Annotated in this window: 22 protein-coding genes; 7 read left to right on the plus strand and 15 right to left on the minus strand. The window is 68.5% G+C overall.

What is annotated here, in order from left to right; translation table 11 throughout:
• Positions 1 to 52: 52 nt before the first annotated feature.
• Positions 53 to 727 carry a pyridoxamine 5'-phosphate oxidase gene (gene pdxH / locus F6B93_RS08595; RefSeq protein WP_211698717.1) on the minus strand — a complete coding sequence of 225 codons (675 nt, stop codon included), beginning with the start codon at positions 725 to 727 and terminating at the stop codon, positions 53 to 55.
• Positions 728 to 966: 239 nt separating this feature from the next.
• Between pdxH and pdxS the strand changes: the two genes are divergently transcribed.
• The 4 genes from pdxS (at position 967) to F6B93_RS08615 (ending at position 4,230) form a co-directional block, all read left to right on the plus strand.
• Entirely contained in the window at positions 967 to 1,866 is a 900-nt protein-coding gene (gene pdxS / locus F6B93_RS08600) for a pyridoxal 5'-phosphate synthase lyase subunit PdxS (protein WP_211698718.1), read from the plus strand.
• Between the two features lie 9 nt (positions 1,867 to 1,875).
• Positions 1,876 to 2,721 (plus strand): acyl-CoA thioesterase II, encoded by an 846-nt coding sequence (gene tesB / locus F6B93_RS08605; protein WP_211698719.1) that lies wholly within the window; start codon positions 1,876 to 1,878, stop codon positions 2,719 to 2,721.
• 22 nt (positions 2,722 to 2,743) lie between these two features.
• The gene (gene pdxT / locus F6B93_RS08610) at positions 2,744 to 3,355 is read left to right on the plus strand and encodes a pyridoxal 5'-phosphate synthase glutaminase subunit PdxT (RefSeq protein WP_211698720.1); all 612 of its coding nucleotides are present in this window, start codon (positions 2,744 to 2,746) and stop codon (positions 3,353 to 3,355) included.
• A 119-nt stretch (positions 3,356 to 3,474) separates the two neighbouring features.
• On the plus strand, positions 3,475 to 4,230 hold the full coding sequence (locus F6B93_RS08615; protein WP_211698721.1) for a YebC/PmpR family DNA-binding transcriptional regulator: 756 nt from the start codon (positions 3,475 to 3,477) through the stop codon (positions 4,228 to 4,230).
• 8 nt (positions 4,231 to 4,238) lie between these two features.
• On the opposite strand, the gene F6B93_RS08620 is transcribed toward F6B93_RS08615, so the two are convergent.
• The 10 genes from F6B93_RS08620 to F6B93_RS08665 all read right to left on the minus strand — a co-directional run bounded on the left by F6B93_RS08620 (position 4,239) and on the right by F6B93_RS08665 (position 13,569).
• Positions 4,239 to 4,925 carry a GAP family protein gene (locus F6B93_RS08620; RefSeq protein ID WP_211698722.1) on the minus strand — a complete coding sequence of 229 codons (687 nt, stop codon included), beginning with the start codon at positions 4,923 to 4,925 and terminating at the stop codon, positions 4,239 to 4,241.
• Between the two features lie 86 nt (positions 4,926 to 5,011).
• Positions 5,012 to 6,310, minus strand: a complete 1,299-nt coding sequence (locus F6B93_RS08625; RefSeq protein WP_425518513.1) for an Rv1453 family transcriptional regulator — start codon at positions 6,308 to 6,310, stop codon at positions 5,012 to 5,014.
• Between the two features lie 139 nt (positions 6,311 to 6,449).
• On the minus strand, positions 6,450 to 7,706 hold the full coding sequence (locus F6B93_RS08630) for an Rv1453 family transcriptional regulator (RefSeq protein WP_211698723.1): 1,257 nt from the start codon (positions 7,704 to 7,706) through the stop codon (positions 6,450 to 6,452).
• A 106-nt stretch (positions 7,707 to 7,812) separates the two neighbouring features.
• Positions 7,813 to 9,093 (minus strand): PucR family transcriptional regulator, encoded by a 1,281-nt coding sequence (locus F6B93_RS08635; protein WP_211698724.1) that lies wholly within the window; start codon positions 9,091 to 9,093, stop codon positions 7,813 to 7,815.
• A gap of 117 nt (positions 9,094 to 9,210) precedes the next feature.
• Positions 9,211 to 10,824, minus strand: coding sequence for a polyamine aminopropyltransferase (locus F6B93_RS08640; RefSeq protein ID WP_211698725.1), 1,614 nt, complete (start codon positions 10,822 to 10,824; stop codon positions 9,211 to 9,213).
• Entirely contained in the window at positions 10,821 to 11,279 is a 459-nt protein-coding gene (locus tag F6B93_RS08645) for a DUF350 domain-containing protein (RefSeq protein WP_211698726.1), read from the minus strand. The genes F6B93_RS08640 and F6B93_RS08645 overlap by 4 nt, the downstream gene beginning before the upstream one ends.
• 32 nt (positions 11,280 to 11,311) lie before the next feature.
• Positions 11,312 to 11,743, minus strand: a complete 432-nt coding sequence (locus F6B93_RS08650) for a DUF4247 domain-containing protein (protein WP_211698727.1) — start codon at positions 11,741 to 11,743, stop codon at positions 11,312 to 11,314.
• A complete protein-coding gene (locus F6B93_RS08655) occupies positions 11,740 to 12,234 on the minus strand; it encodes a DUF2617 family protein (RefSeq protein ID WP_211698728.1) in 495 nt (164 codons plus the stop codon). The genes F6B93_RS08650 and F6B93_RS08655 overlap by 4 nt, the downstream gene beginning before the upstream one ends.
• Before the next feature lie 10 nt (positions 12,235 to 12,244).
• Positions 12,245 to 12,862, minus strand: coding sequence for a DUF4178 domain-containing protein (locus F6B93_RS08660; RefSeq protein WP_211698729.1), 618 nt, complete (start codon positions 12,860 to 12,862; stop codon positions 12,245 to 12,247).
• Positions 12,863 to 12,960: 98 nt separating this feature from the next.
• The gene (locus tag F6B93_RS08665; RefSeq protein WP_211698730.1) at positions 12,961 to 13,569 is read right to left on the minus strand and encodes a DUF4178 domain-containing protein; all 609 of its coding nucleotides are present in this window, start codon (positions 13,567 to 13,569) and stop codon (positions 12,961 to 12,963) included.
• A 147-nt stretch (positions 13,570 to 13,716) separates the two neighbouring features.
• Here F6B93_RS08665 and ruvC point away from each other — a divergent pair, with 147 nt between their 5' ends.
• Genes ruvC through ruvB form a run of 3 tightly spaced genes read left to right on the plus strand, consistent with a single transcriptional unit; the run spans position 13,717 to position 15,904 of the window.
• Positions 13,717 to 14,271: a crossover junction endodeoxyribonuclease RuvC gene (gene ruvC, locus F6B93_RS08670; RefSeq protein WP_211699361.1), complete on the plus strand. Its 555-nt coding sequence runs from the start codon at positions 13,717 to 13,719 to the stop codon at positions 14,269 to 14,271.
• On the plus strand, positions 14,268 to 14,867 hold the full coding sequence (gene ruvA, locus F6B93_RS08675) for a Holliday junction branch migration protein RuvA (RefSeq protein WP_211698731.1): 600 nt from the start codon (positions 14,268 to 14,270) through the stop codon (positions 14,865 to 14,867). The genes ruvC and ruvA overlap by 4 nt, the downstream gene beginning before the upstream one ends.
• Positions 14,864 to 15,904, plus strand: a complete 1,041-nt coding sequence (gene ruvB, locus F6B93_RS08680) for a Holliday junction branch migration DNA helicase RuvB (RefSeq protein ID WP_211698732.1) — start codon at positions 14,864 to 14,866, stop codon at positions 15,902 to 15,904. The genes ruvA and ruvB overlap by 4 nt, the downstream gene beginning before the upstream one ends.
• Before the next feature lie 21 nt (positions 15,905 to 15,925).
• Here the strand turns inward: ruvB and F6B93_RS08685 are convergent, their stop codons facing one another.
• The 4 genes from F6B93_RS08685 to F6B93_RS08700 all read right to left on the minus strand — a co-directional run bounded on the left by F6B93_RS08685 (position 15,926) and on the right by F6B93_RS08700 (position 25,259).
• Positions 15,926 to 17,536 carry a PE family protein gene (locus F6B93_RS08685; protein ID WP_211698733.1) on the minus strand — a complete coding sequence of 537 codons (1,611 nt, stop codon included), beginning with the start codon at positions 17,534 to 17,536 and terminating at the stop codon, positions 15,926 to 15,928.
• 336 nt (positions 17,537 to 17,872) lie between these two features.
• Positions 17,873 to 19,492, minus strand: coding sequence for a PE family protein (locus tag F6B93_RS08690; protein ID WP_211698734.1), 1,620 nt, complete (start codon positions 19,490 to 19,492; stop codon positions 17,873 to 17,875).
• A gap of 63 nt (positions 19,493 to 19,555) precedes the next feature.
• Positions 19,556 to 19,732, minus strand: a complete 177-nt coding sequence (locus F6B93_RS08695; protein WP_211698735.1) for a hypothetical protein — start codon at positions 19,730 to 19,732, stop codon at positions 19,556 to 19,558.
• 61 nt (positions 19,733 to 19,793) lie between these two features.
• Positions 19,794 to 25,259, minus strand: coding sequence for a PE family protein (locus F6B93_RS08700; RefSeq protein WP_211698736.1), 5,466 nt, complete (start codon positions 25,257 to 25,259; stop codon positions 19,794 to 19,796).
• Positions 25,260 to 25,341: the final 82 nt, after the last annotated feature.

Genomic DNA, 25,341 nt, shown 5'->3' on the forward strand with positions numbered 1-25,341 from the left:
CCGGGGTTCCATCAAACTTTGCCTATGACCCGACCGCTCGACATCCGTGAACTCAGGGTTGCAACCGCTCCAGGCGGCCATGGACGACGCGGATCCGGTTGTGTAACCGATTCTCTCGCCCCTGCCAGAACTCCACGATTTCGGGGGCTATTCGGTAGCCGCCCCACTCGGGAGGTACCGGGATGTCGTCTTGTTCGGCAAAGCGACGCGTGGCTGCGGCAAGCCGCTCGTCGAGCTCGGCGCGAGAACCGACCGGCCGCGACTGCTGTGATGCCCACGCGCCCAGCTGTGCACCCCGCGGGCGTTTGGACCAATAGGCGAGTGTTTCTCCGGCGCTGACTTTGCTGACGGGGCCTTGCACGTGGGCCTGACGACCCAGCTCGTACCACGGAAAAGTAGCCGACGCATAGGGTTTCGCGGCGAGCTGGTCGCCCTTCGCCGACGTGTAGCTCGTAAAGAAGGTGATACCCGACTCGTCCAAACTCTTGCAGAGCACCGAACGGCTCACCGGTTTTCCATCGTCGACGGTGGCGAGAACCATCGCATTCGGTTCCACCACGCCCGCGTGCTGTGCGTCGCTCATCCATCGGCGAAGCAACGCCAGCCACCCGTCGTCGAGCCAGTCAAAATCCAGGTCGCCGCAGCCGTCCTTCTCCGGTCCGTATTCCCCACGCATCCTGGCTAGCTGTTCGTCATCGAACTCGACGATGTGGGCATCGTCGTTCATCCCGGCCTCCGGCACCGATGGTGAGGGACTTGCGTCGTTTCGATCGGGCGACGCGAGAATCGCGCCGCTGGTAGATCTCACTGGGGGTGGATCAACCGTGTCCGGCTCGATTCCTTTGCCGAATCTATCAACTGGCGGACTTGATCACGCCTTCGGTGACTGACTGTCCCTGGCTGGGTGCCCTCGTATCGTATTGGGGTCACAGCGGGTCGTACGGTAATGGAGACAAGGGAGGCACCATGGATCCTGCAGGTAAACCCGCGACCGGCACGGCGCGAGTCAAGCGTGGCATGGCCGAGATGCTCAAGGGCGGCGTCATCATGGACGTTGTCACGCCGGAGCAGGCACGCATCGCCGAGGGCGCCGGCGCGGTCGCGGTCATGGCGCTAGAACGAGTGCCCGCCGATATCCGCGCACAAGGCGGGGTGTCGCGCATGAGTGACCCCGACATGATTGAGGCGATCATCGCCGCGGTCACGATTCCGGTGATGGCCAAAGTGCGCATTGGCCATTTCGTCGAGGCGCAGATCTTGCAGAACCTGGGTGTGGACTACATTGACGAATCCGAGGTGCTCACACCCGCCGACTACACCCACCACATCGACAAGTGGAAGTTCACGGTGCCTTTCGTCTGTGGGGCGACGAATCTGGGTGAGGCGCTGCGGCGCGTCGCCGAGGGCGCGGCCATGATTCGGTCCAAAGGTGAGGCCGGTACCGGGGACGTCTCCAACGCGACGACCCATATGCGCGCGATCGGCGGCGATATCCGTAGGCTCACATCGCTGTCGGAGGACGAGTTATTCGTCGCGGCAAAGGAATTGCAGGCGCCTCACGAGTTGGTCGTTGAGGTGGCTCGGGCGGGCAAGTTGCCGGTAACGCTATTCACTGCTGGCGGTATCGCTACCCCCGCCGACGCGGCGATGATGATGCAGCTCGGTGCCGAGGGTGTCTTCGTGGGTTCAGGCATCTTCAAGTCCGGCGCGCCGGAACACCGCGCCGCCGCGATCGTCAAGGCCACCACGTTCTATGACGATCCCGGTGTGCTGGCCAAGGTGTCGCGAGGGCTGGGAGAGGCGATGGTGGGCATCAACGTGGAGGAGATTGCGCAGCCACACCGCCTGGCTCAGCGCGGCTGGTAAAAACGTTCCGTGGCGATCGAGCAGATCCTTGATCTCGAACAACTCGAGGTCGACATCTACCGCGGTAGCGTGTTTAGCCCCGACTCGGGGTTTCTCCAGCGCACCTTCGGCGGTCATGTCGCCGGCCAGTCGCTGGTTTCGGCCGTGCGCACGGTCGAACCGCGCTACCTGGTGCACTCGCTGCATGGCTACTTCATCCGTCCCGGAGACGCCACGGCGCCTACGGTCTTCATCGTGGAGCGGCTGCGCGACGGCGGCTCCTTCTGTACGAGGCGGGTCAACGCGATCCAGCACGGCCAAACGATCTTCAGCATGTCCGCGTCGTTCCAAACCCATCAGGACGGCATCACGCACCAGGACGCCATGCCAGCCGCGCCGCCGCCTGACGACCTGCCCGGTCTGTCGTCGATACGGGTGTTCGATGACGCCGGATTCCGGCAGTTCGAGGAGTGGGATGTCCGCATCGTGCCACGCGATGACCTCCACCGCCTGCCGGGAAAGGCCTCCCAGCAGCAGGTGTGGTTTCGCCACCACGATCGGCTGCCCGATGACCCGGTGCTGCACATTTGCGCGCTGGCCTACATGAGCGACCTGACACTGCTGGGGTCGGCGCAGGTCACCCACCTCGAGGTGCGGAAACATCTGCAAGTGGCCTCCCTGGACCATGCGATGTGGTTCATGCGGTCGTTTCGGGCCGACGAGTGGTTGTTGTATGACCAATCTTCGCCGTCGGCGTGCAGCGGGCGCGCGCTCACCCAGGGCAAGATCTTCAACCAGTCCGGTGCGATGGTCGCCGCGGTGATGCAAGAAGGGCTGACCCGCTTCGTCAGCGGATATCAGGCGACGTGCCCATGAGCGGGCGGGCCGTGAACAGGCGGTGAGTACTCCGAAAATAGGGGTCTTGGCGCTTCAGGGTGACGCCCGCGAGCACCTGGTGGCACTGCGTGAATCTGGGGCCGAGCCGATGACAGTGCGCCGTCGCGACGAGCTTGACGTGGTGGACGCGCTGGTCATTCCCGGTGGGGAATCTACGACCATGAGCCACCTGCTGCTCGACTTCGGCCTCCTGGAACCACTACGGGCACGGCTGGCCGACGGACTGCCGGCCTACGGCGCCTGCGCCGGCATGATTCTGCTGGCCACCGAGATCTTGGACGCCGGTGCCAACGGCCGCCGCGCGTTACCACTGCGTGCCATCGATATCACAGTGCGGCGCAATGCTTTTGGGCGTCAAGTCGACTCTTTCGAAGGCGATATCGCGTTCGTGGGGCTCGATGAGCCGGTGCACGGGGTTTTCATCCGCGCGCCATGGGTGGAGCGGGCCGGTCAAGGCGTGCAGGTGCTGGCCCGGGCCTCGGGTCATATCGTCGCGGTGCGTCAGGCCGGCGTCCTCGCGACGGCGTTTCACCCGGAGGTGACCGGGGACCGTCGCATCCACCGACTGTTCGTCGACATGGTGAGAGCCCGCCGGTTGTCGGGAGGCTCATAGCCGCCCGCAACCGACGTGGCGCTCCGCGATCGCCAGCGCGGTGACATGCCGGTCCAAGCGCATGGCCTCCACGTAGACTCGTCTGGCGAACAAGGAACAGAATGAGGTAAATCACTGCGATGAGCGGCCATTCCAAGTGGGCCACCACCAAGCACAAGAAGGCCGTCATCGACGCCCGCCGCGGCAAGATGTTCGCCCGGCTGATCAAGAACATCGAGGTTGCGGCGCGTGTTGGTGGCGGTGACCCCGGGGGCAACCCGACGCTCTACGACGCTATCCAGAAGGCGAAGAAGAGTTCGGTTCCCAACGAGAACATCGAACGAGCCCGCAAGCGCGGTGCCGGCGAGGAGGCGGGCGGCGCCGACTGGCAGACCATCACGTATGAGGGCTACGCGCCCAACGGTGTGGCGGTGCTGATCGAGTGTCTGACCGACAATCGCAATCGTGCTGCCAGCGAGGTGCGAGTGGCGATGAACCGCAATGGCGGCGCCATGGCGGATCCGGGGTCGGTGTCGTACCTGTTTTCCCGCAAGGGCGTGGTGACCTTGGAAAAGAACGGTCTCACCGAAGACGACGTGCTCACGGCGGTGTTGGAAGCCGGTGCCGAGGACGTCAACGATCTTGGAGACAGTTTCGAGGTCATCTCCGAGCCAAGTGAACTCGTCGCGGTGCGCAGTGCGCTGCAAGATGCCGGCATCGACTACGAATCGGCCGAAGCCGGATTCCAGGCGTCGGTGAGCGTGCCGGTCGACGTGGATGGCGCGCGCAAGGTGTTCAAGCTCGTCGACGCGCTCGAGGAAAGCGACGATGTGCAGAACGTGTGGACCAACGTCGAGGTGTCCGACGAGGTCCTCGGGGTTCTCGACGACGAGTGAGGGGTAACTCACCACCGAAGCGCGCTGTAGTGCATGACGGCGTCGACGATCAGTCCCGCTCCGACAACCAGGAAAATGATCCGCACCGTGATCGGACCGTAGCGGGTCAAAACGCGCACGATCCTGCGCTGGATTCGATTGGCTCGTGCGGTTCGTCGAGTCGCCAATGCAAGCAGGAGCAGCAGCAACCACACTGTGATAGCGCAGTAGGCGATGACGATCAGCGGCCATATCGCCGGTCGTGGATGCAGCGCCGAGAGCATGCCAAGCATGGTGAGGAATGGCACCCCCGTTGTCGCTTGACCGAGACCGACTGCTAGTCCAACGAATCCGAGCAACCACGGGCGTTGCCGCGGCGCCGCCATCGCCCAGCCGGGCGCCGACGATTGGGCGGTCAACGGAAAATAGGCGACACTGATGAGCACGACTCCTACTAGCAGCTCGCCCCAATAGCGAATTGTCGGTGTAATTCTGAAGTCAACGAAATCGGTCAAGAAATGCAGACCCAACACGGTCAGCAAGCCAATAGTGCTCATGACCGTGAACACACCGGCGATGAAGCTCAAGGCGCCAGGAAGCGGTGATCTTCGGTTCAACCGGCTGTCGTAAATGACCGCCGAAACCACGCCTACGTTGAGCAGATTGAGCGAGTCGAGGAACGCCAGCCCAGCAAGCAGCAGCAACAGAGGGCCCATGAGCAGCGGCTACCGGACGCAGCCCGTGTTGCCGACAGGTCCGGGCGGGCAGCCATGCCTCACGCGCTCATGTGCTGGCACCAGCCTCAGCGCGATCCCGTCGGCGCCACGCCAGGTTGCTGCTCGGTGCGTTTTTTCCCGTAGTCCTCGGCGTGATCGCCGCGCCATTGGAGAACTTCGAGCGCTATACCGACATGCAAGGTGGTTTCGTCGAGAGGACGGGGGAGGAGTTTTTGCGCTGCCTCGACCCGGTGCAGCAACGTGTTTCGATGGATGTAGAGGACTTTCGCCGCACGTGAGGCGTTGCACTGCTGGCGGATGAAGGCCAGCAGAGTGGCATGCAGCTCGCGGCTGGCCGACTCGAAGTCGCCAAGAGTGTTCGCGATAAATTTGTCGGTGCTTGCCAGGTCGTGAGTAAGCAACGCGACCATCTCGATAGCGCCGAACAACGCAACTCGTTGGGTTGACCTCATCCGAGCCAACGTTCGTTGCGTGGTGAGCGCATCAAAGTGGCTGGTGCGGAACCCGTCCATTCCCGGTGCGGTAGTTCCGATCGCGGCGCGCGCACCGGGAGCGTTGCTGAGCGCATGGCGGACGTTGGTGATATCGAAGCCGGCTGCGTCCTGAGACCACAGCCAGCGGGTCGCCGCGTCCGGGACCACCGTCAACGCCAGCGGTGACCCTGCTGTACTGACGACCGCTTCTGCGGCGCGGTCCAGTTCGTTGTGGTAGTCGTCGGGCTCGTCGCTCCAGATGATCATGGCGGTATGCGATCCGTCGAGCGGATAGCCCAATTTGGCTTCGGCCTGCTCACTGTTGAACGGAGCGCCATCGAGGATGTTTTCCACGATTCTGTGGCGCTGAGCATGGATATCGCGGGTCAGCTGATCGCGTTCTTGCTGCATCTGTGCCGCCAGGCCGGCAAGTGTGGCGTCCACGAATTCATTGGCCGACCGGACCGGCCCGTCAAGGAGCTCGCGCAGCTCGGCGGGATCGGAGGTAAGTCCGAACACGATTTCGGTCCACCGCCGCAGGGCCACGTTGTGTCCGATCCGGTAGACCTCGAGTGCTACCGAGTCCACACCGCGGCGAACGAGCTCTCGGGCCATGCGTACTTGTTCGGCGCCGAGGTTCGGTGGTACGGACGCCCCGGGTTCGCGCAGATTGGCAGCGGCGAAGTGAATGAGATTGGTGCGGTTGGAACGGCTGATGATCGCCGCCAGTGCGGGGTCTTCTCCGATGGACGGATAGGCGGCCAGCGTGGCCTGGTCGAACGCGTCGAGCCAGTCCTGGCTGGGGTGGAGGGCGATCCAGGCTGCTTCGCGGATGAGCTCGCGTACCCGCGGTGAGGGCTCTAGCCGTACCACAGGCTGATAGTAGGCCATGTGTGCACCTGTGCACCGGGCGATTGCGTCGGCCGCGCGACAACGACAGATGTATCCAGGCCTTAGCGCGCCGTACTCAGCGTGGATGCTCGACAGGGTCGCTGACTCGGTACCCGGTGTGCCGGGTGTCGTGGTGGCCCTAATCAGCGCGCGGTTCGTCCGAATTCCCGGAATGCGAGGTCTCCTGGGCGCGCCAGCGCAGGGCTTCCAGTGCGACGGCGACCCGAATGGTGGTCTCCGCTAGCGGTCGGGGCAGGAGTCGTTGCGCCGTCTCGAGTCGGTTTGTCAGGGTGTTTCGGTGGATGAATAGGCGGTTTGCGGCCTGCGAGGTATTGCACTGTTCATTGATGAAGGTCAGCACCGTGTTGTGGAGTTCTGGGCCGGCATCTTCGAAAGCTCCCAGAGTGCTTTCGATGAAGTTATCCGCACCGTCGGGGTTCTCGGTAAGTAGCGCGATCATCTCGATATCCGAATAGCTCGCCACGCGTTCGGACCGTAGCGACTGGCTGAGTATTCGCTGAGTTGCCAATGCTTCGAGGTGACTGCGCCGAAACCCTTCGAGACCGTCAGCGGTGGACCCGATCGCGACACGCACGTGCGGGGCGTTGGCGAGCGTGCCGTGAATTCGGTCGGTGTCCAACGCGCGGATTCCTTTGACCCACACCCAGCGAGTCGGGGCACTCGCGACCACGATGAGCGGATCGCGCCGTCCAACGGCGTCGCCGAATGCCGATGCTGCTTCATCAAGGCAGCTGGGGTCGTCGTCGGGCCGGTCGCTCCAGATGACCGCAGCGGTATGGGGTCGGTTGAGCCGGTAGCCCAGCCGGGCCTCGGCGCTGTCAAGGCTGACCGGACCGCCGTCCAGCAGATGTTCCACGAGTTTGCGTCGCTCGGCTTGGATGTTTCGGGTCAGCTCGTCGTATTCCGACCGCATCTTCGCGTCGATGCCAGCAAGCGTCGAGTCGATGAAGTCTTTGGCCAAGCGAAATGACACATCAAGAAGCTCGCGTAGTTCCTGGGGGTTGGAGCTGAGCCCGAACGCGATGTCGTTCCAGCGCTGCCAGGCCACATTGTGTCCGGTGCGGTAGATGTCGAGCGTCGACACGTCGTGGCCAAGACGCACGAGATCCCGGGCCATGCGCAGCGTCTCGGGGCTGAGATTCGGCGCCACCGGATCGCCGGGATTGCGCAGGTTGGCGGCGGCAAAGTGGCGCAAGTTGGCGCGATTGGCGCGGCTGACAATCGTTGCCAGAGCCGGGTCATCCGCGATGTCCGGGTTGGCGGCGACGGTCGCGCGGTCCAATTCGTCGAGCCATTCCTCATTGGACTCCAGGGCGGCGCGGGCCGCCGCACGGATCAGCTCCCGCACCCGCTGGGACGGCGCCTTGGGTGCCACAGATCGATGGTAGAGCACCTGTGCACTTTGCACAGCGCTATTGCGGCGGCTGGCGCTAGTGCATTGGGGCGGCCACCACCGGGGCACCCGTCCGGCATGCGAGCTTTCAGGGCTGCGCCGAGGGTGTCACCTCGCGGTCCTGCTGAGCAGACATTTTCACGGAATCACCGTTGCGGTGCTCGCGCCAGTGCAGGGCTTCGAGTGCGGCCGCAACGTGCACCGTGGTGCCCTCGAGGGGGCGGGGGAGAAGCCGCTGGGCCGCCTCGAGTCGGCGCATCAAGGTGTTGCGGTGCATGTACAGCAGGTTCGCGGTGCGAGCGGCGTTGCATTGCTGGTTGATGAAGGTCAACAGCGTGGTGTGCAAACTCGGGGCGGCCGACTCGAAGTCTCCCAGGGTGACTTCGATGAAGCGGTCTCGGGCCTGGGGGTATTCGGCTAGTACCGCGGCCAGCTTGAGGTCGGCGAAGGATGCGACCTGGAGGCAGGACCGCAGTCGGCTCATCGTGTATTGCGTGGTGCGTGCGTCGAGGTAGCTGCGTCGGAATCCGTCAATACCTGGCGCGGTGGTTCCAATGGCAATGCGTGCCGTCGGTGCGTTGTCGAGTGCCCGGCACAGTTTGTCGTTGTCGACCCCGGCCGCGCCACTGACCCAGACCCAGCGCGTCGTCGTGTCGGCGACGACGGTCAGGGACTGTGGGGATCCGACCGCGTGGTCGAACGCTTCGGCGGCTCGGTCGAGGTGGCTGGGGTCGCTGCTGGGCTGGTTGCTGAAGATGATGGCGGCCGTGTGCGGTGGAGCCAGCGGGTAGCCCAATTGCGTTTCGGTGTGCTCTCGCTGGGTGGGAGTACCGCTGAGGATGAGCTCGACGATCTTGCGGCGGTCGGCGTTGGCGCTGTGGGTGAGCTCGTTGCGTTCCAACTGCATTTTCGCGGTCAGGGCGGCAATGCTGGCGTCGACGAAATCGGTGCTGGACCGAAACGCGACGTCGAGTACCTCTCGCAGGTCGTCCGGGTCGGGAACATGCTGTGCAGCAACCTCGGTAAAGCGGTGCCATGACACGGTTTGCACGATGCGGTAGATGTCGCGCACCAAGGTGTCCTTCCCGCGCCGCTGTAGTTCCCTGGCCATCCGCAGCGTCTCTACGCCCTGATAGGGGGGCACCGGGGCGCCAGGGTCGCGCAATTTGCTGACGCCGAAGTGAACCAAGAAAGCACGGATGGCCTGTTTGACAACGTCGGCGAGGGCGAGTTCGTCGGCGAGTGACGGGTCGGCGGCCAATACGGCACGGTCGAGATTGTCGAGCCATTCGTGACCGGGGTTGAGTGCCACCCAGCCGCTCTCGCGAAGCAGCTCACATATTCGCGCAGAGGGCCTTTGCCACATCATCGGGGAGATATTAATACATATTTACAATTCTCATCGGGGCATTATCAGTTTCGCTCACGGTGGAGGCGCCTTGTGTCCGGGGTCCTGCCGTGGCGGGTTCAAGGGCCGATGGTCGCCTCACCGATACCCGGTGCGCATGTCCTCGACGATGCGGGGATGTTCCAGCGTCGAGGGCTCCAGTGCGCGGGGTCCGATGTCACCGGCAAACACGGTCGCGGCTTCTAGCACCTGCGGGTTCAGGAATCGCAGCGGCGGCGCGTCCGCAGGCATGACCGGCATGGGGGCCGCTTTCCCACGGCGCGCCAGCACGAAACCCCAGTCACCGAACGTGGGCACATGGACGTGATACGGCGTCACCGAGAACCCGGCGTCGGCGATGGTCGAGACAGTGCGCCAGAACGCCATCGGTGTGGAAAACGGGCTGCCGGCCTGCACCACCATGAGCCCGTCGGCTGCCAGCGCACGCGCGGCCAGGGCGTAGAACTCAGTGGAATACAGCCGACCAAGCACGAGCGTGTCCGGGTCGGGCAGGTCGACGATGACAGCATCGAAACCACCGGAGGGGATCTGGGCGTGGCGTAGCCAGCCCATTGCGTCGTCGATAACGACGTGCACGCGGGGATTGTCCAGCGAGCCGCTGTTGGCGGTGCGCATGGTCGTGCGCGCCAATTCGATGACGGCGGAGTCGAGCTCGACCTGCACGATCGTGTCGATTCGGGGCGTGCGCAGCAGTTCGCGGGCTGCCAAGCCGTCGCCACCGCCCAAGATCAGCGCCGAGCGGGCGTCGTCGCGCAACGCGGGATAGACCAGGCTTTCGGTGTAGCGGTACTCGTCGCGGGTGGAGAACTGCAAGCCGCCGTCGAGGTAGAGCCGCAGGTCGTCGCCGCGGCGGGTGACAACGATTTCCTGATAGGCAGTGTGGCGGTAGGCGATGATGGGGTCGTCGTAGAGCTGCTGGCGGCTGGTGGTCTCGATATCTCGGGACCGCACCAGCAGCGTGACCAGCAGCCCGAACGCCGCCAGCAGCACGCACAGCGCCGTGAGCAACTGGTGGGGCGAAACCACCGGCCGCAGCAAGAAAATGGCCACGATGGCTGCGGCCACCAGGTTCACCATCCCGGTCGCCGCGGCCCCCCGGATCATTCCCAGATGGGGCAGCAACACGAATGGCCAGGCCAGCCCGCCTACCAATGCGCCCAGATAGTCGGCCGCGTTGAGGTTGGCCAACGTGCGGCCACTATCGGTCGCGCCAGCCACCCGACCGCGCTGCAACAGCGTCATCAGCAGCGGAACCTCGGCACCGACCAGGCCGCCGATCAGGGCCGTGCTCACGGCGAGCACCCAGGCTGAGCCATCCGCGGCATCCAGGAACGCGAACGCCACATAGAGCGCCGCCGCGGACACGCCGCCGATGATGCCCAGCGCCACCTCGACGGCGATGAACGTGATGGCCGCGTGGGCCAGCAGGGGCTTGATCGCCAGGGCGCCGGCCCCCAGTGCGGCAATGTACCCCGCGACGATCAGCGACGTGGCCACGATGCCGCCACCGTTGAGGCTCGTCGACAGCGTCAGCAGCGCTAGTTCGTAGACGATGCCGCACGCCGCACATGCCGCGACGGCGGCCAGCAGCAGCGCCCGCCAGCGCCTCGGAGGCTCCGGGGACCGGCCCCCTCCGGGCGCCGGTGAGGGTGTCGACGCATGGTCGGTCGGCGCATGTTCGGTAGCGGTCATGACAGCGCGGCGGCGATCACACCTCCCACCGACAGCAGCATCACCGCCGTGGCGAACGCGGCGGGATGCAGCTGCCTCGCCTCGATGTGATCACGAAAGCGACCCGGCACCGCGATCTCCAAAATGACCAGCGCCGTCCCTTGCAGGGCGACGCCGACAAACCCGTACACCGCAACCCCGAGCAGCCCTTCGCCCAGCTGGCTGGAGCTGGTGAAGATAGCGCTGATGATGACGATGGCGAGCGCGGCATACATGGCGCAGGCGAGCACGACCGCGTTGGGGCGCCGGTCGACGAACACCAGTTGCCGCAGATTTCCCGGGGTCAGCAGGTTGACCATCACGAAGCCGACCAGCAGGACAGCGAACGCGACCAGGAAGTACAAAACACTCGCGACCGCGCCGCGGATGAGCGGATCAATGGTCAGGGTGCCGAACTCGACTCGGGCCTGGTTCATGACTGTCTCCTTTGCGTGTGCGTCACCTGCGTCTACTTGCTGCCGCCCGGGCCGCCGGAGCTGCCACCGGAACCTCGCGACGGAGCTCCCGGGTAAAACCCAGGACCCAAGAAAATGAATGCGCCGTGGTTGTATCCGCCGCTAAGTTTCTCGACCCGGATGATGCACGGATAACCACCGTTGGGGCCGATGATCACGATCTTGCGTCGGAAGCGCAGGTACTCGCTGGTGCCATAGGACGCCCGCGCTGCGGGCTCCTCCTGCTTGGTGAGCGCGGCGACCACCTCCGCGCGCGATCCGCCGCAGAGGTAGTTCGTTCCGTTCACATCGCGAGATACCTCGCGATAGTTGGCCGCGATGTACGTGCCGATGTCCTTGCTCAGCAGGTTTATTCCAAAAATCAGCGCCACGGTGGCGGCGAGGGCAAGCGCGCCGGCAACAACAAACATGCGGTTGCGACTCACGGGTGCCACCGGCTCGTCGTGTGGACCACGGTCCCGCCACCGCCGGTCGGGTACAGGTGCCATGTGCGCCAGCGCCAGCCGGTCCCGTCGGGTTGGGCGGCAAGCGCGGTCAACGCGGCGTCATCGCCGGGGAACGTGCCGCCGAGCCAGCCGGGTTCGTGGTCGCACCGCTCGCGCAGATGGTGCGCCAGCCGCCGAAACGCCGCTTCGGTGCGTGCCTCGGTGTGAGATTCAAGGTGGTAGCCGGGCGCGTCGGTGCGTTCGGGCAGATCGCCGCCATGACTGCGCGCCGTACAGGAAACCTCCTCGGAGAAGTGGCCGTCGACGGCGACCACGTGCGAGGCGCCGAGGACTCCGAGAAACAGAGCGCTGCCGTTGGGGTGGCGCAGTCGATAACTGGCCAGCGGACGCGGCGTGGGCGCGTTGAGGGCGAGGCCGAGCACCGCTCCCGATATGTCCGCCGGAGCTACGGCGAGCTGATGAAGTGGCACCGACGCGGTCCTATGCCGAGGCCGGGGGTGCGGGGTAGACCGTGAGCTCGCCGGCTAGCACGGACTTGCCGATCGATATCTCCCACGGCATGGTGGGCGCCCAACGTTCGAATCCAAGCAGTGCGGTCTCGTCGGCATTGGCGTAGTCGACGTAGTCCATGTCGCCGCCGGCGGGTAGGCCCGTGGTGCCTTCGGTGGTATATCCGGCGCGACCGCGTTCTGATTCCCGAAAAGTGACGCCGTCGATCACGTGCTCGCCGCCGGGCTGTATCGCAAGATCCGTGCGTTTGGTCCACATCGCGAGTTCAAGGCGCCCCTCGTCCTCTTCGACGCTGAACCAGATCGGCTCGTCCCCGCCTTCCAGCAGATGCTCCCACCACACGAACGGGCCTTCGCGAAAGGTGACCGATCCACGAACGACGTAGTCGATCCCGCCGTAGCTGACAATCGCGCCGGGACCGAGTTGGCGCGGTCCGAACTGCGGCATCGCGTTGAAGGAGAGCGGATCCTGCCGCTGGCTTCGTCTGTCTGGTCTGTCCGAGGTTCTTGGCCGCCGGCTCGCCTTGATGAGAACAACGATGGCGGCGATGAAGAGCGCTATGGCGAGCATCACCAGCAGACTTCCCATGCGTACCTTTCCGTACCGCGCACGGCATAGAGATGGCGCGGTTTAACGTAACAGCTTTCGGGGGACCGCTGTCACGACGGTGGTCGGAGTCTGGGGTCCTACGCGGAGGCTGGGGGCGCGGGGTAGACGGTGACTTCGCCGGGCTGCACCGATCTGCCGGTCGATATCTCCCATGGCATAGTCGGTGCCCAGCGCTCGAACGAGAGCAGCGCGGTCTCGTCGTCGTCGGAGTAGTCGACATAGTCCATCTCGCCGCCCGGCGGCAGGCCCGTCGTACCTTCGGTGCTGTACTCGGCAGTGCCGCGATCGGCTTCCCGGTACACGACGCCGTTGACCCCGTGCATGCCGCCAGGTTCCAGTTCGAGATCCGTGCGCTTGATCCAGATGGCGAGTTCAGGCCCGCCGTCGTCGTCCTCGACGCTGAACCAGATCGGCTGGTCGCCGCCTTCCAAGAGGTGCTCCCACCAGACGAATGAGCCCTCGCGGAAGGTGACCGACCCGCGCACCACGTAGTCCACTCCGCCGTAGCTGACGATCGCACCGGGACCCAGATGGCTTGGCCCGAACTGGGGCATCGAGCTCGGTGACCGCGGGTTCTCGCGCTTGCGTGGCTGGGTGGGTGACTTGGGCTGTCGCAGCCCCTTCCGCAGGACCATGATCGACGCGATGTACAGGGCCACGGCGGCCACGACCAGCAGTGTTCCCACGCAAGCCTTCCGGGCCCGGGCATCAACCAGTATGGGTTTCACGGTAGCAATCCGGCCCGGGCCGGCTAGCGTGTCCTGCGCTCGCATGTCGGTGCGAGCCACTACTGTATCGAACAGTTGTTCGCAACAGAGCGGGGAGAGCAGGCAGTGCGGGTATTGGGTGTTGATCCCGGGTTGACCAGATGCGGGCTGTCGCTGGTGGAGAGCGGGCGAGGTCGGCAGCTCACTGCGCTGGACGTCGATGTGGTGCGTACCCCGTCAGACGCCCCAGTGGCGCAGCGATTGCTGGTCATCAGCGATGCGGTTGAGCACTGGTTGGACACCCATCTCCCGGAGGTGGTGGCCATCGAGCGGGTGTTCTCCCAGTTGAACGTGACGACGGTGATGGGCACCGCCCAGGCGGGCGGAGTCGTTGCCCTCGCGGCGGCTAAGCGCGATATCGACGTGCATTTCCACACCCCCAGCGAGGTCAAGGCGGCCGTTACCGGCAACGGTGCCGCCGACAAGGCGCAGGTCACCGCGATGGTCACCAGAATTCTTGCGCTGCAAGCCAAACCGACGCCGCCTGACGCTGCCGACGCGCTGGCTCTGGCGATCTGCCACTGCTGGCGGGCGCCGATGATCGCCCGGATGGCCAAAGCGGAAGCGCTCGCCGCGCAGCAGCGCCGCAGCTACGTGGCCAAGCTGAAGGCCGCTCGATGATCGCCGCGGTCCGGGGCGAGGTGCTCGAGGTGGCGCTCGATCATGTGGTGATCGAGGCAGCGGGCGTCGGCTACCGGGTCAACGCGACGCCATCGACGCTGGCGACGTTGCAGGTGGGGACCCAGGCCCGGCTTATCACCGCGATGATCGTGCGCGAGGACTCGATGACGTTGTACGGGTTCCCCGATGGCGAGACGCGCGACCTATTTCTGACGCTGCTGTCGGTCTCCGGCGTCGGGCCTCGGCTGGCGATGGCGGCACTGGCCGTGCACGACGCCGCGGCGTTACGGCAGGCGCTGGCGGACGGAAACGTCGCGGCACTGACCCGAGTGCCCGGCATCGGTAAGCGCGGTGCCGACAGAATGGTGCTGGAGCTGCGCGACAAGGTGGTCCCCTCCGGTGTGTCACCCGCCGGGGGCGTAGCGCCCGTCAACGGTCATGCAGTGCGCAGCCCCGTGGTGGAAGCGCTGGTGGGCCTCGGATTTGCGGCCAAACAGGCCGAGGAGGCCACGGACAAGGTGCTGGCCGGAGACCATGACGCGACGAAATCGAGTGCGTTGCGTGCCGCCCTGTCGCTGCTGGGCAAGACCCGATGAGCTCGGAGGAGCCCTCAGACCGGGATGTGTCCCCGGCGCTGACTGTGGGCGAGGGCGACATCGACGTCAGCCTGCGGCCGCGTTCGTTGCGCGAGTTCATCGGCCAGGCGCGGGTGCGCGAACAGCTTCAGCTGGTCATCGAGGGAGCCAAGAACCGCGGCAGCACACCGGATCACATTCTGTTGTCCGGTCCGCCGGGGCTGGGCAAGACGTCGCTGGCGATGATCATCGCCGCCGAGCTCGGGTCCTCGCTGCGTGTGACCTCCGGCCCCGCGCTGGAACGCGCGGGCGACCTGGCCGCGATGTTGTCCAATCTGGTCGAGCACGACGTGCTGTTCATCGATGAAATCCACCGGATCGCCCGGCCCGCCGAGGAGATGCTTTACCTGGCGATGGAGGATTTCCGGGTGGACGTGGTTGTCGGCAAAGGGCCTGGGGCAACATCGATTCCGCTTGATGTCGCGCCCTTTACCCTGGTGGGCGCGACCACCCGCTCGGGCGCGCTGACCGGCCCGTTGCGCGACCGGTTCGGCTTCACCGCGCACATGGATTTCTACGAGCCCGCCGAGCTGGAGCGGGTACTGGCTCGTTCCGCCGGAATTCTGGGCATCGCGTTGGGTGCTGAGGCCGGTGCCGAGATCGCCCGGCGCTCGCGGGGAACGCCCCGCATCGCCAACCGGCTGCTGCGCCGGGTCCGGGATTTCGCCGAGGTGCGCGCCGACGGCATCATTACCTGCGATGTCGCCAAATCCGCGCTAGAGGTCTACGACGTCGACGAGTTCGGCCTGGACCGGCTGGACCGGGCGGTGCTGTCGGCGCTGACCCGCAATTTCGGCGGCGGTCCGGTCGGGGTTTCCACGCTGGCAGTGGCGGTCGGGGAGGAAGCCGCCACCGTCGAAGAGGTGTGCGAGCCGTTCCTGGTCCGCGCGGGCATGGTCGCCCGCACCCCGCGCGGCCGAGTCGCCACCGCGCTGGCGTGGACACACCTGGGCATGACCCCGCCGGCTGGGGTTAGTCAGCCGGGGTTGTTCGAGTAGCCGGCGGGGTAGCGCTGCCAGCTATGACGATCCGTTCGCCCCGCTAGGGCCATAGAGTGTTCCACCGGTGCCTCCGGTGCCGCCGTTGATGCCGTTGCCACCGTTACCGCCGGCACCGAAGAGTGTTGGTTGGAAGGCGCCGTCGGTGGTTATCCCGACGTTTCCGCCGTCGCCGCCGTCGGCAGCAAAGGCACCGGCACCGGCATTGCCGCCGTCTCCGCCGAGTGAGATGCCGAGGCCGGCGCCAGCGTTGCCGCCGGCGCCACCATTGCCGCCCGTGCCGACGATAGACTCGCCCCCGGTGCCGCCGGCGCCCCCGCCAGCTAAACCGGACAAGGCCAAACCTTCGCCGCCATCACCGCCGGCGCCGCCGGTGGTGGTGCCGAAGCCGCCGAGACCGCCGTCGCCTCCAAGGCCCATACCGCTGAGTGCAGCGCCGACGCCGCCCGCGCCGCCGGCGCCGCCGGTGTCCCCGGAGCCACCCGTGCCGCCGACACCGCCACTTGCCAACACGAACGAAGAGCCCACGCCGCCGGTACCGCCGTCACCGCCGATGCCGCCGCCACCGGTCGCTGCGCCGCCGGTACCACCGGCGCCAGCCGCAGCGGCGAGCCAGCCGCCGCCTACTCCGCCGGCACCTCCGGCGCCGCCTTGGGCTCCGCCAGTTCCACCTGTGCCGCCATCACCGCCGACACCCAAGAGCAAACTGCTTGCTTGGCCGCCGGCACCTCCGGCGCCGCCTTCGGTTGTGCCCGTTCCGCCCGTGCCGCCGTCACCGCCGCCGGCCAAGATTGGACTGAATCCGTTGCCGCCGGCGCCGCCAGTGCCGCCGGTCACGCCCGACCCGCCGACCCCGCCGTCGCCGGCGATGCCCCAGGGCAGGCCGTTGGCGTTTCCGCCGGCCCCGCCGGCGCCGCCGGTTGCCAGGGCCGAGCTGCCGCCGGCGCCGCCCTGGCCGCCGAAGCCGAAGAATGGGGATGCGCCACCGGCCCCACCAATACCACCTGTCTCGCCGGCGCCCATCACCGATCCGCCGACGCCGCCACTGCCGCCGTTGCCGAACAGCCATCCGCCGCGGCCGCCGGCCCCGCCAGCCCCGCCGGCAAAGCCGCTCCCGCCGGCCCCGCCGTTGCCGAACAGGCCGGCCTCGCCGCCGGCACCGCCGTTGGCGGTGGCCCCACTCGTGAAGCTAAAGCCGTCACCGCCGCTGCCGAACAAGAACCCACCGGCACCGCCGTTGGGGCTTGCCGCCGTCCCGTTGGCGCCATTGCCGATCAACGGACGGCCGAACAAGGCCAGAGTGGGCGCGTTCACCACACCCAACACACTGCTTTCCACCGCTTGGGCAGCATTGGCCGCCTCGGCGCTCGCGTACGCGCTTCCGGAGCCGGTCAACGTATGTACGAAACCCTGATGTACCGCCGCGAACTGAGCGCTCAGTGACTGGTACTGCTGGGCGTGGTTCGAAAACAGCGCCGCAATTGCCTGTGACACCTCGTCGGCACCGGCGGCCACCACCCCGGTCGTCGACGTTGCTGCTGCCGCGTTTGCCTCATTCAGCGTGGTGCCGATGGCTTCAATACTCTCCGCGGCTGTCGCCAGCATCTCCGGAGCTGCGATCACAAACGACATCAAGACCCCCAATTCGCTATTGCGTCCGTCACGTGCTCTTGCCGGCAGTCTGACAGCGAAAGTCCGCAGGTCAACGGGCTTGTACGAAGTCGATAATCGCCACCCGAGCGCCGGAGCTTCTGCACTTCTCAGCACGGGAGCCTGATCTGCGATTGTTGTGCGGCAGCGTGGTACCGACATCTCACGGATGAGAACGACTGGATTTGCTGCCGGACGCGCGGGTCGGTCTGACAAATCTGGAGAAGTGTTCCGATCGATCGTCGCGGCTGGCCGCCGAACAGGGCCGTACGGCGCCGAAGGGGAAGCCGCGAGTAGCGAGCGGTTCAGGGCTTGCGGCTATGCCGATCCGTTCGTCCCGTCAGCCCCAATAACTGTTCCGCCGGAGCCGCCGGTGCCCCCAGTGCCGCCGTTGATGCCGGTGCCGCCGTTGCCGCCGTTACCGACGAATGTTGGTTGGAAGGTGCCGTCAATCGTTACCCCGACGTTTCCGCCGTCGCCGCCGTCGGCAGCCATGGCGCCGCTACCGGCATTGCCGCCCGTCCCGCCGAATCCGAAGCCGAGGCCCGTACCACCGTCGCCGCCAGCACCACCGTTGCCGCCAGTGCCAGCGATCGCCTCGCCGCCGGTGCCGCCGGCGCCCCCGCCAGCAGTACCGATGAACGCCAGGGCCTGCCCGCCATCACCGCCGGCACCGCCGTTCATGCTGCCGGAGCCGCCGAGACCGCCGTCGCCCCCAATGGTCCAACCAGCGAGTGCAGCGCCCATACCGCCCGCGCCGCCGGCGCCGCCGGTGTCCCCGGAGCCGCCCGTTCCGCCGACACCGCCGCCTCCCAGCACAAACGAAGCGCCCAGGCCGCCGGTACCACCGTCACCGCCGATGCCGCCACCACCGGTCGCTGCACCGCCGGCACCACCGGCGCCAGCGGGAGCGGCGAGCAGGCCGCCGGCTGTTCCGCCGGTACCTCCGGCACCGCCTTGGGTGGTGCCTGTTCCGCCCGCGCCGCCGTTGCCGCCGCCAGCCAGGAGCGCACTGCTTCCTTGGCCGCCGGCACCTCCGGCGCCGCCTTCGGTGGTGCCTGTTCCGCCCGCGCCGCCGTCGCCGCCCCCGGCAAAGAGTAAGCCGCCGCCGTTGCCGCCGGCGCCGCCGTCGCCGCCGGTCACCCCCGACCCGCCGACTCCGCCGTCACCGCCGAAGCCCCAGAGCAGGCCGCTGGTGCTGCCGCCGGCCCCGCCGGTGCCGCCGGTTGCCAGCGCCGAGCCGCCGCCGGCGCCGCCCTGGCCACCTACGCCGAAGAAGGGCGCAGCGCCCCCGGCCCCACCAAGGCCACCTGTCTCGCCAGCACCGGTGACCGAGCCGCCGGCGCCGCCGGTGCCGCCGCTGCCGAACAGCCATCCGCCGCGGCCGCCGGCCCCGCCGGCCCCGCCGTCGAAGCCGCTCCCGCCGGCCCCGCCGTTGCCCATCAGGCCGGCTGCACCGCCGCTACCGCCGTTGGCGGTGCCCCCGCTGGTGAAGCTAAAACCGTTGCCGCCGTTGCCGAACAAGAAGCCACCGGCACCGCCGTTGGGGCTTGCCGCCGTGCCGTTGGCGCCGTTGCCGATCAGCGGGCGTCCGAACAATGCCAGAGTGGGTGCATTCACCACACCCAACACACTGCTTTCCACCGCTTGGGCGGCGTTGGTCGCCTCGGCGCTCGCGTAGGCGCCGCCGGAGGCGGTCAACTTTTGCACAAGACTCTGATGAAGCGCCGCAGCTTGAGCGCTCAGCGACTGGTAGTGCTGCGCGTAGCCCGAAAATATCGACGCAACGGCCTCTGACACCTCGTCGGCGCCGGCGGCCAGCACCCCGGTCGTCGATGCTGCTGCTGCCGCGTTTGCCGCATTCAGCGAAGTGCCGACGGCTTCGATACTGCGCGCCGTCGCCGCCAGCACCTCTGGAGCTGCGATCACAAACGACATCAAGATCCCCCAAATCCGCTAGTGCGACTGATCCACGGAACGAAAATCGCAAAGAGCCACCTATCACCGACAGTAGGTTTGGTTCGGGTGCACTACATCAGCCAATTCGCTGAGATCTGCGCGATACGGGTTGGCTCGACGCGCTCTGCGCGGTGGTGACAGTCGCTGGCGCTGTATTCCGCCGGTGCCGCCGTCGGTGGCCAAGGTGCCGGTACCCGCGTTGCCGCCCGTCCCCGCCACCCAAGCTCGATACCGGCGGCCACGCCGAGGAGTACGGCGGCCAGGGACAGCAGTTCAACGTTTAGGCCGCTGGCCCGCCGTCGCCTCCTGCACCGCCGGGTCCGCCGACGCTGCCAGCAGGTCCTCCGCCTGAAACGCCTGCATCGCCGGATCCGCCGCCACCTGTACCGCCGTCACCGCCGGAACCGCCGGAACCGCCGAGACTCCTGAAACCGGCGCTCCGGCCGTCCCCGCCGTCACCGCCGTCACCGCCTTTCCCGCCTGTCCCGGTGGTGCTGTCACCGCCGTTGCCGCCGGCACCGCCGCGACCGCCGCTACTTTGGAACGCGGCGGTGCCGCCGTTGCCGCCGTGGGTGCCTTCACCGCCCCTGCCGCCAGCGCCGGTGGTGCTGGCGCCGCCGTCCCCGCCGGAACCGCCGGTACCGCCCCTACTGCTGCCAACATTGTTGCGGCCCTCGGCGGCGGTGCCGCCGTTGCCGCCGTGTCCGCCGGCGGTGGCGCCGAATCCGCCGTCACCGCCGCGCCCGCCGTCACCGCCGGTACTGGTGCTGTTGGTGGTGCCAGCGATACCACCATTACCGCCAGTCGCGCCGTTCGCGCCCGCACCGTTGCTGCTGGCGCCGCCTTGACCGCCGACACCGCCGTTACCGCCGGTACTGCGGCCGGCGTTGTCGCCACCGTTGCCGCCGTTGCCGGCGGTTCCCGCGGCCCCAGGTGTCCCGTTGGTGGTGCTGCCGCCGGTACCGCCGGCACCGCCGACACCGCCGAAACTGTCGTCGGCGTTGTTACCGCCGCTGCCGCCAGTGGAGCCGTTGCCGCCGTTGCCGGCTGTCCCGTTGGTGCTGGTCCCGCCGGTACCGCCGGCACCGCCGTTGCCGCCGGTACTGCTGCCGCTGTTGTCGTCGCGGCCATCGGCGGCGACGCCGCCGTCACCGCCGCGTCCGCCGGCGGTGCCCCCGAATCCGCCGTCACCGCCGCGCCCGCCGTCACCGCCGACGCTGTTGGCGGCGGCGACGCCGCCGTTGCCGCCGTTGCCGCCAGTCGCGCCGTTCGCGCCCACTCCGTTGCTGCTGGCGCCGCCGATACCGCCAGCACCGCCGTTACCACCGGTACTGGTGCCGGCGTTGTCGCCGCCGGTGCCACCGTTGCCGGCGGCTCCGGCCGCTCCGGGTGTCCCGTTGGTGGTGCTGCCGCCGGTACCGCCGGCCCCGCCGTCACCGCCGCGACTGTCGCCGGCGTTGTTGCCGCCGGTGCCGCCCGCGGTGCCGTTGCCGCCGTTGCCGGCCGTCCCGTTGGCGCTGGTGCCGCCGATACCGCCGGCCCCACCGTCACCGCCGCTACTGATGCCGCTGACGTCGTTGCGCCCATCAGCGGCGAGGCCGCCGTTGCCGCCGTGTCCGCCGGCGCTGCCGCCGAATCCGCCGTCGCCGCCGCGCCCGCCGAAGCCGCCGCGACTGTTGGCGGCGTTGCCGCCGCTGCCGCCGCTACCGCCAGTTGCCCCGTTCCCGCCGGCTCCGTTGGTGCTGGCGCCGCCGTCACCGCCGCGCCCGCCGCCACCGCCGAAACTGCTGTTGCTGGCATTGTCGCCGCCGTCGCCGCCGTTGCCGGCGTTGCCGCCGACTCCGCCTGTCCCGTTGGTGCTGGTGCCGCCGCTACCGCCAGCACCGCCGACACCGCCGAAACTGCGGGTGCCGGCATCGTTGCCGCCGTTGCCGCCGTTGCCGCCGTTGCCGCCGACTCCGCCGTCGCCGGTGATGTCCCCGCCGTTGCCGCCGTTGCCACCGTTACCGCCGAAACCACCGAAACTGTTGACGCTGGCGTTGTTGGGGCCCGTGGCGCCGACACCGCCGTTGCCGCCGGCCCCGCCGTCCCCGAATAGCCCGCCGTTGCCGCCGTTGCCGCCGTTGGCGCCGTTGGTGCCGGTGACGACGGCATCAGCACCGTTGCCTCCGTTGCCGCCGTCCCCGCCGGTAGTGGGCGTCTGCCCGGCTAGGCCGTCGGCGCCGGGGTTAGTGCCGCTGCCGCCTTCCCCAGGTGCGCCACCAGCCCCGGGGTCGCCGCCGTTTCCGCCGTCCCCGCCGCGACCAGAGTTGATGGCAAAGGTGGGGTCGCCGTGGGCGCCTTGGCCGCCCTTGCCGCCTTCACCGCCGTTGCCACCGTTGCCGCCTTGGCCGCCGTCACCTTGGATGCCCGCGTTTCCCAGGGCGCCGGTGTTAGTACCCAGCCCACCAGCACCGGGCGCTCCGCCGGCCCCGCCGGTGCCGCCTTGGCCGCCGGCGCCGCCGGCGAGCCCGGTCCCGCCGATGCCACCGGCTTCACCCGCGGACATGCCGTTGTCGCCGATCGCACCCGTGGCGCCTTGGGCGCCATTGCCCCCGACACCGCCGGTGCCGCCCTGACCACCGTTTCCGCCCTGGCCGCCGTCACCCTGAAGTCCCGTGTTGCCCACGGCGCCGGTGTTGGTACCCAGCCCACCAGCACCGGGCGCTCCACCGGTCCCGCCGGTGCCGCCTTGGCCGCCGGCGCCGCCGGTGAGCCCGGTGCCGCCGATGCCGCCGTCGTCACCGGCCTGCATACCTTTGCTGCCGGTGGCACCCGTGGCGCCTTGGGCGCCGTTGCCCCCGACACCGCCGGTGCCGCCCTGACCGCCGTTTCCGCCCTGGCCGCCGTCACCCTGAAGTCCCGTGTTGCCCAGGGCGCCGGTGTTAGTACCCAGCCCGCCGGCACCGGGCGCTCCACCGGCCCCGCCGGTGCCGCCTTGGCCGCCGGCGCCGCCGGTGAGCCCGGTGCCGCCGATGCCGCCGTCGTCACCGGCCTGCATACCTTTGCTGCCGGTGGCACCCGTGGCGCCTTGGGCGCCGTTGCCCCCGACACCGCCGGTGCCGCCCTGACCGCCGTTTCCGCCTTGACCGCCGTCACCCTGAAGTCCCGTGTTGCCCAGGGCGCCGGTGTTAGTACCCAGCCCGCCGGCACCGGGCGCTCCACCGGCCCCGCCGGTGCCGCCTTGGCCGCCGGCGCCGCCGGTGAGCCCGGTGCCGCCGATGCCGCCGTCGTCACCGGCCTGCATACCTTTGCTGCCGGTGGCACCCGTGGCGCCTTGGGCGCCGTTGCCGCCGACACCGCCGGTGCCGCCCTGACCGCCGTTTCCGCCTTGACCGCCGTCACCCTGAAGTCCCGTGTTGCCCAGGGCGCCGGTGTTAGTACCCAGCCCGCCGGCACCGGGCGCTCCGCCGGCCCCGCCGGTGCCGCCTTGGCCGCCGGCGCCGCCGGTGAGCCCGGTCCCGCCGATGCCACCGGCTTCACCCGCGGACATGCCGTTGTCGCCGACCGCACCCGTGGCGCCTTGGGCGCCGTTGCCGCCGACACCGCCGGTGCCGCCCTGACCACCGTTTCCGCCTTGACCGCCGTCACCTTGGATGCCCGCGTTGCCCAGGGCGCCGGTGTTAGTACCCAGCCCGCCGGCCCCGGCTGCTCCGCCGGCCCCGCCGGTGCCGCCTTGGCCGCCGGTGCCGCCGGCGAGCCCGGTGCCGCCGATGCCGCCGTCGTCACCGGCCTGCATACCTTTGCTGCCGGTGGCACCCGTGGCGCCTTGGGCGCCGTTGCCCCCGACGCCGCCGGTGCCGCCCTGACCGCCGTTTCCGCCTTGGCCGCCGTCACCTTGGATGCCCGTGTTGCCCAGGGTGCCGGTGGTGGTGCCGACCCCGCCGGCTCCGGCTGCTCCGCCGGTCCCGCCGGTGCCGCCTTGGCCGCCGGCGCCGCCGGTGAGCCCGGTGCCGCCGATGCCGCCGTCGTCACCGGCCTGCATACCTTTGCTGCCGGTAGCGCCGGTGGCGCCTTGGGCGCCGTTGCCGCCGACACCGCCGGTGCCGCCCTGACCACCGTTTCCGCCCTGACCGCCGTCGCCCTGGAGTCCCGTGTTGCCCAGGGTGCCGGTGGTGGTGCCGACCCCGCCGGCTCCGGCTGCCCCGCCGGTCCCGCCGGTGCCGCCTTGGCCGCCGGCGCCGCCGGTGAGCCCGGTGCCGCCGATGCCACCGGCTTCACCCGCGGACATGCCGTTGTCGCCGATCGCACCCGTGGCGCCTTGGGCGCCGTTGCCCCCGACGCCGCCGGTGCCGCCCTGACCGCCGTTTCCGCCCTGGCCGCCGTCACCTTGGATGCCCGTGTTGCCCAGGGCGCCGGTGTTAGTACCCAGCCCGCCGGCCCCGGGCGCTCCGCCGGTCCCGCCGGTGCCGCCTTGGCCACCGGCGCCGCCGGTCAGCCCGGTACCACCGATGCCACCGGCTTCACCCGCGGACATGCCGTTGTCGCCGATCGCACCCGTGGCGCCTTGGGCGCCGTTGCCCCCGACGCCGCCGGTGCCGCCCTGACCGCCGTTTCCGCCCTGGCCTCCGTCACCTTGGATGCCCGCGTTGCCCAGGGCGCCGGTGTTAGTACCCAGCCCGCCGGCCCCGGGCGCTCCGCCGGTCCCGCCGGTGCCGCCTTGGCCACCGGCGCCGCCGGTCAGCCCGGTCCCGCCGATGCCGCCGTCCTCACCGGCCTGCATACCTTCGCTGCCGGTGGCACCCGTGGCGCCTTGGGCGCCATTGCCCCCGACACCGCCGGTGCCGCCCCGCCCACCGTCACCACCTTGACCGCCATCACCTTGGATCCCGGCCGGTCCGGCCCCTCCGCCGAACAGGCCCCCGGCCCCACCGGCGCCGGCGGCCCCGCCATCGCCGCCGACCCCGCCCTCACCGCCCGTGCCACCAACACCACCGTCGGTGCCGTTCGCACCCGCGCCGACCCCCACCATCCCGCTGACACCCGTCGCGCCGGTTGCGCCGATACCACCCACACCACCGACGCCACCCACACCGCCGGCCCCACCAGCACCAAACAACAAACCACCTCGCCCACCAGCCCCACCGGCCCCGCCCACACCCCCACTGCCCCCGTTGGCGCCAGTCCCCGCAAGCCCGGCAGAACCCGCCGTGCCCATCCCCCCGGCACCGCCGGCCCCACCATTGCCAAACAGACCCGCATCACCACCGCGCCCACCAGCTTGCCCCAACCCCCCAGACCCGCCGTTGCCGCCGTTGCCCCACAACAGCCCGCCAGGCCCACCGTTGGCACCGGTGCCCGGCGCCCCATGAGCACCGTCACCGATCAACGGGCGGCCCAACAACACCTGTGTAGGCGCGTTGATCACCCCCAGCACCTGCTGCTCGAGGACCTGCAGCGGAGAAACGGCCTGCAACGGGGAAACGCTGCCCACCTCAACGCCCACATATGCGCCCCCCGCACTGCTCAGAGCCCGCACGAACTGGGCATGAAACGCCGCCGCCTGCGCACTCACTGTCTGATAGGCCTGACCATGGGCGCCGAACAACGCCGCGATCCCCACCGACACCTCATCAGCAGCCGCAGCCAAGACCTCAGTCGTCGACCCCGCCACCGCCGCATTGGCCGCACTGATCATGGACTCGACACCGGCCAAATCACCCGCGGCTGCCGCCACCAACTCCGGCGCTACGACCAGAAACGACATAACCCACCTCCGGTAAACGGCCAAACACTCGGCGGTAGTTATGATATGGCTAATCGCTTAGCAATACCACACCCAAAATTGA

The organism is Mycobacterium spongiae, assembly GCF_018278905.1.
In the GTDB taxonomy this organism is placed as follows: domain Bacteria; phylum Actinomycetota; class Actinomycetes; order Mycobacteriales; family Mycobacteriaceae; genus Mycobacterium; species Mycobacterium spongiae.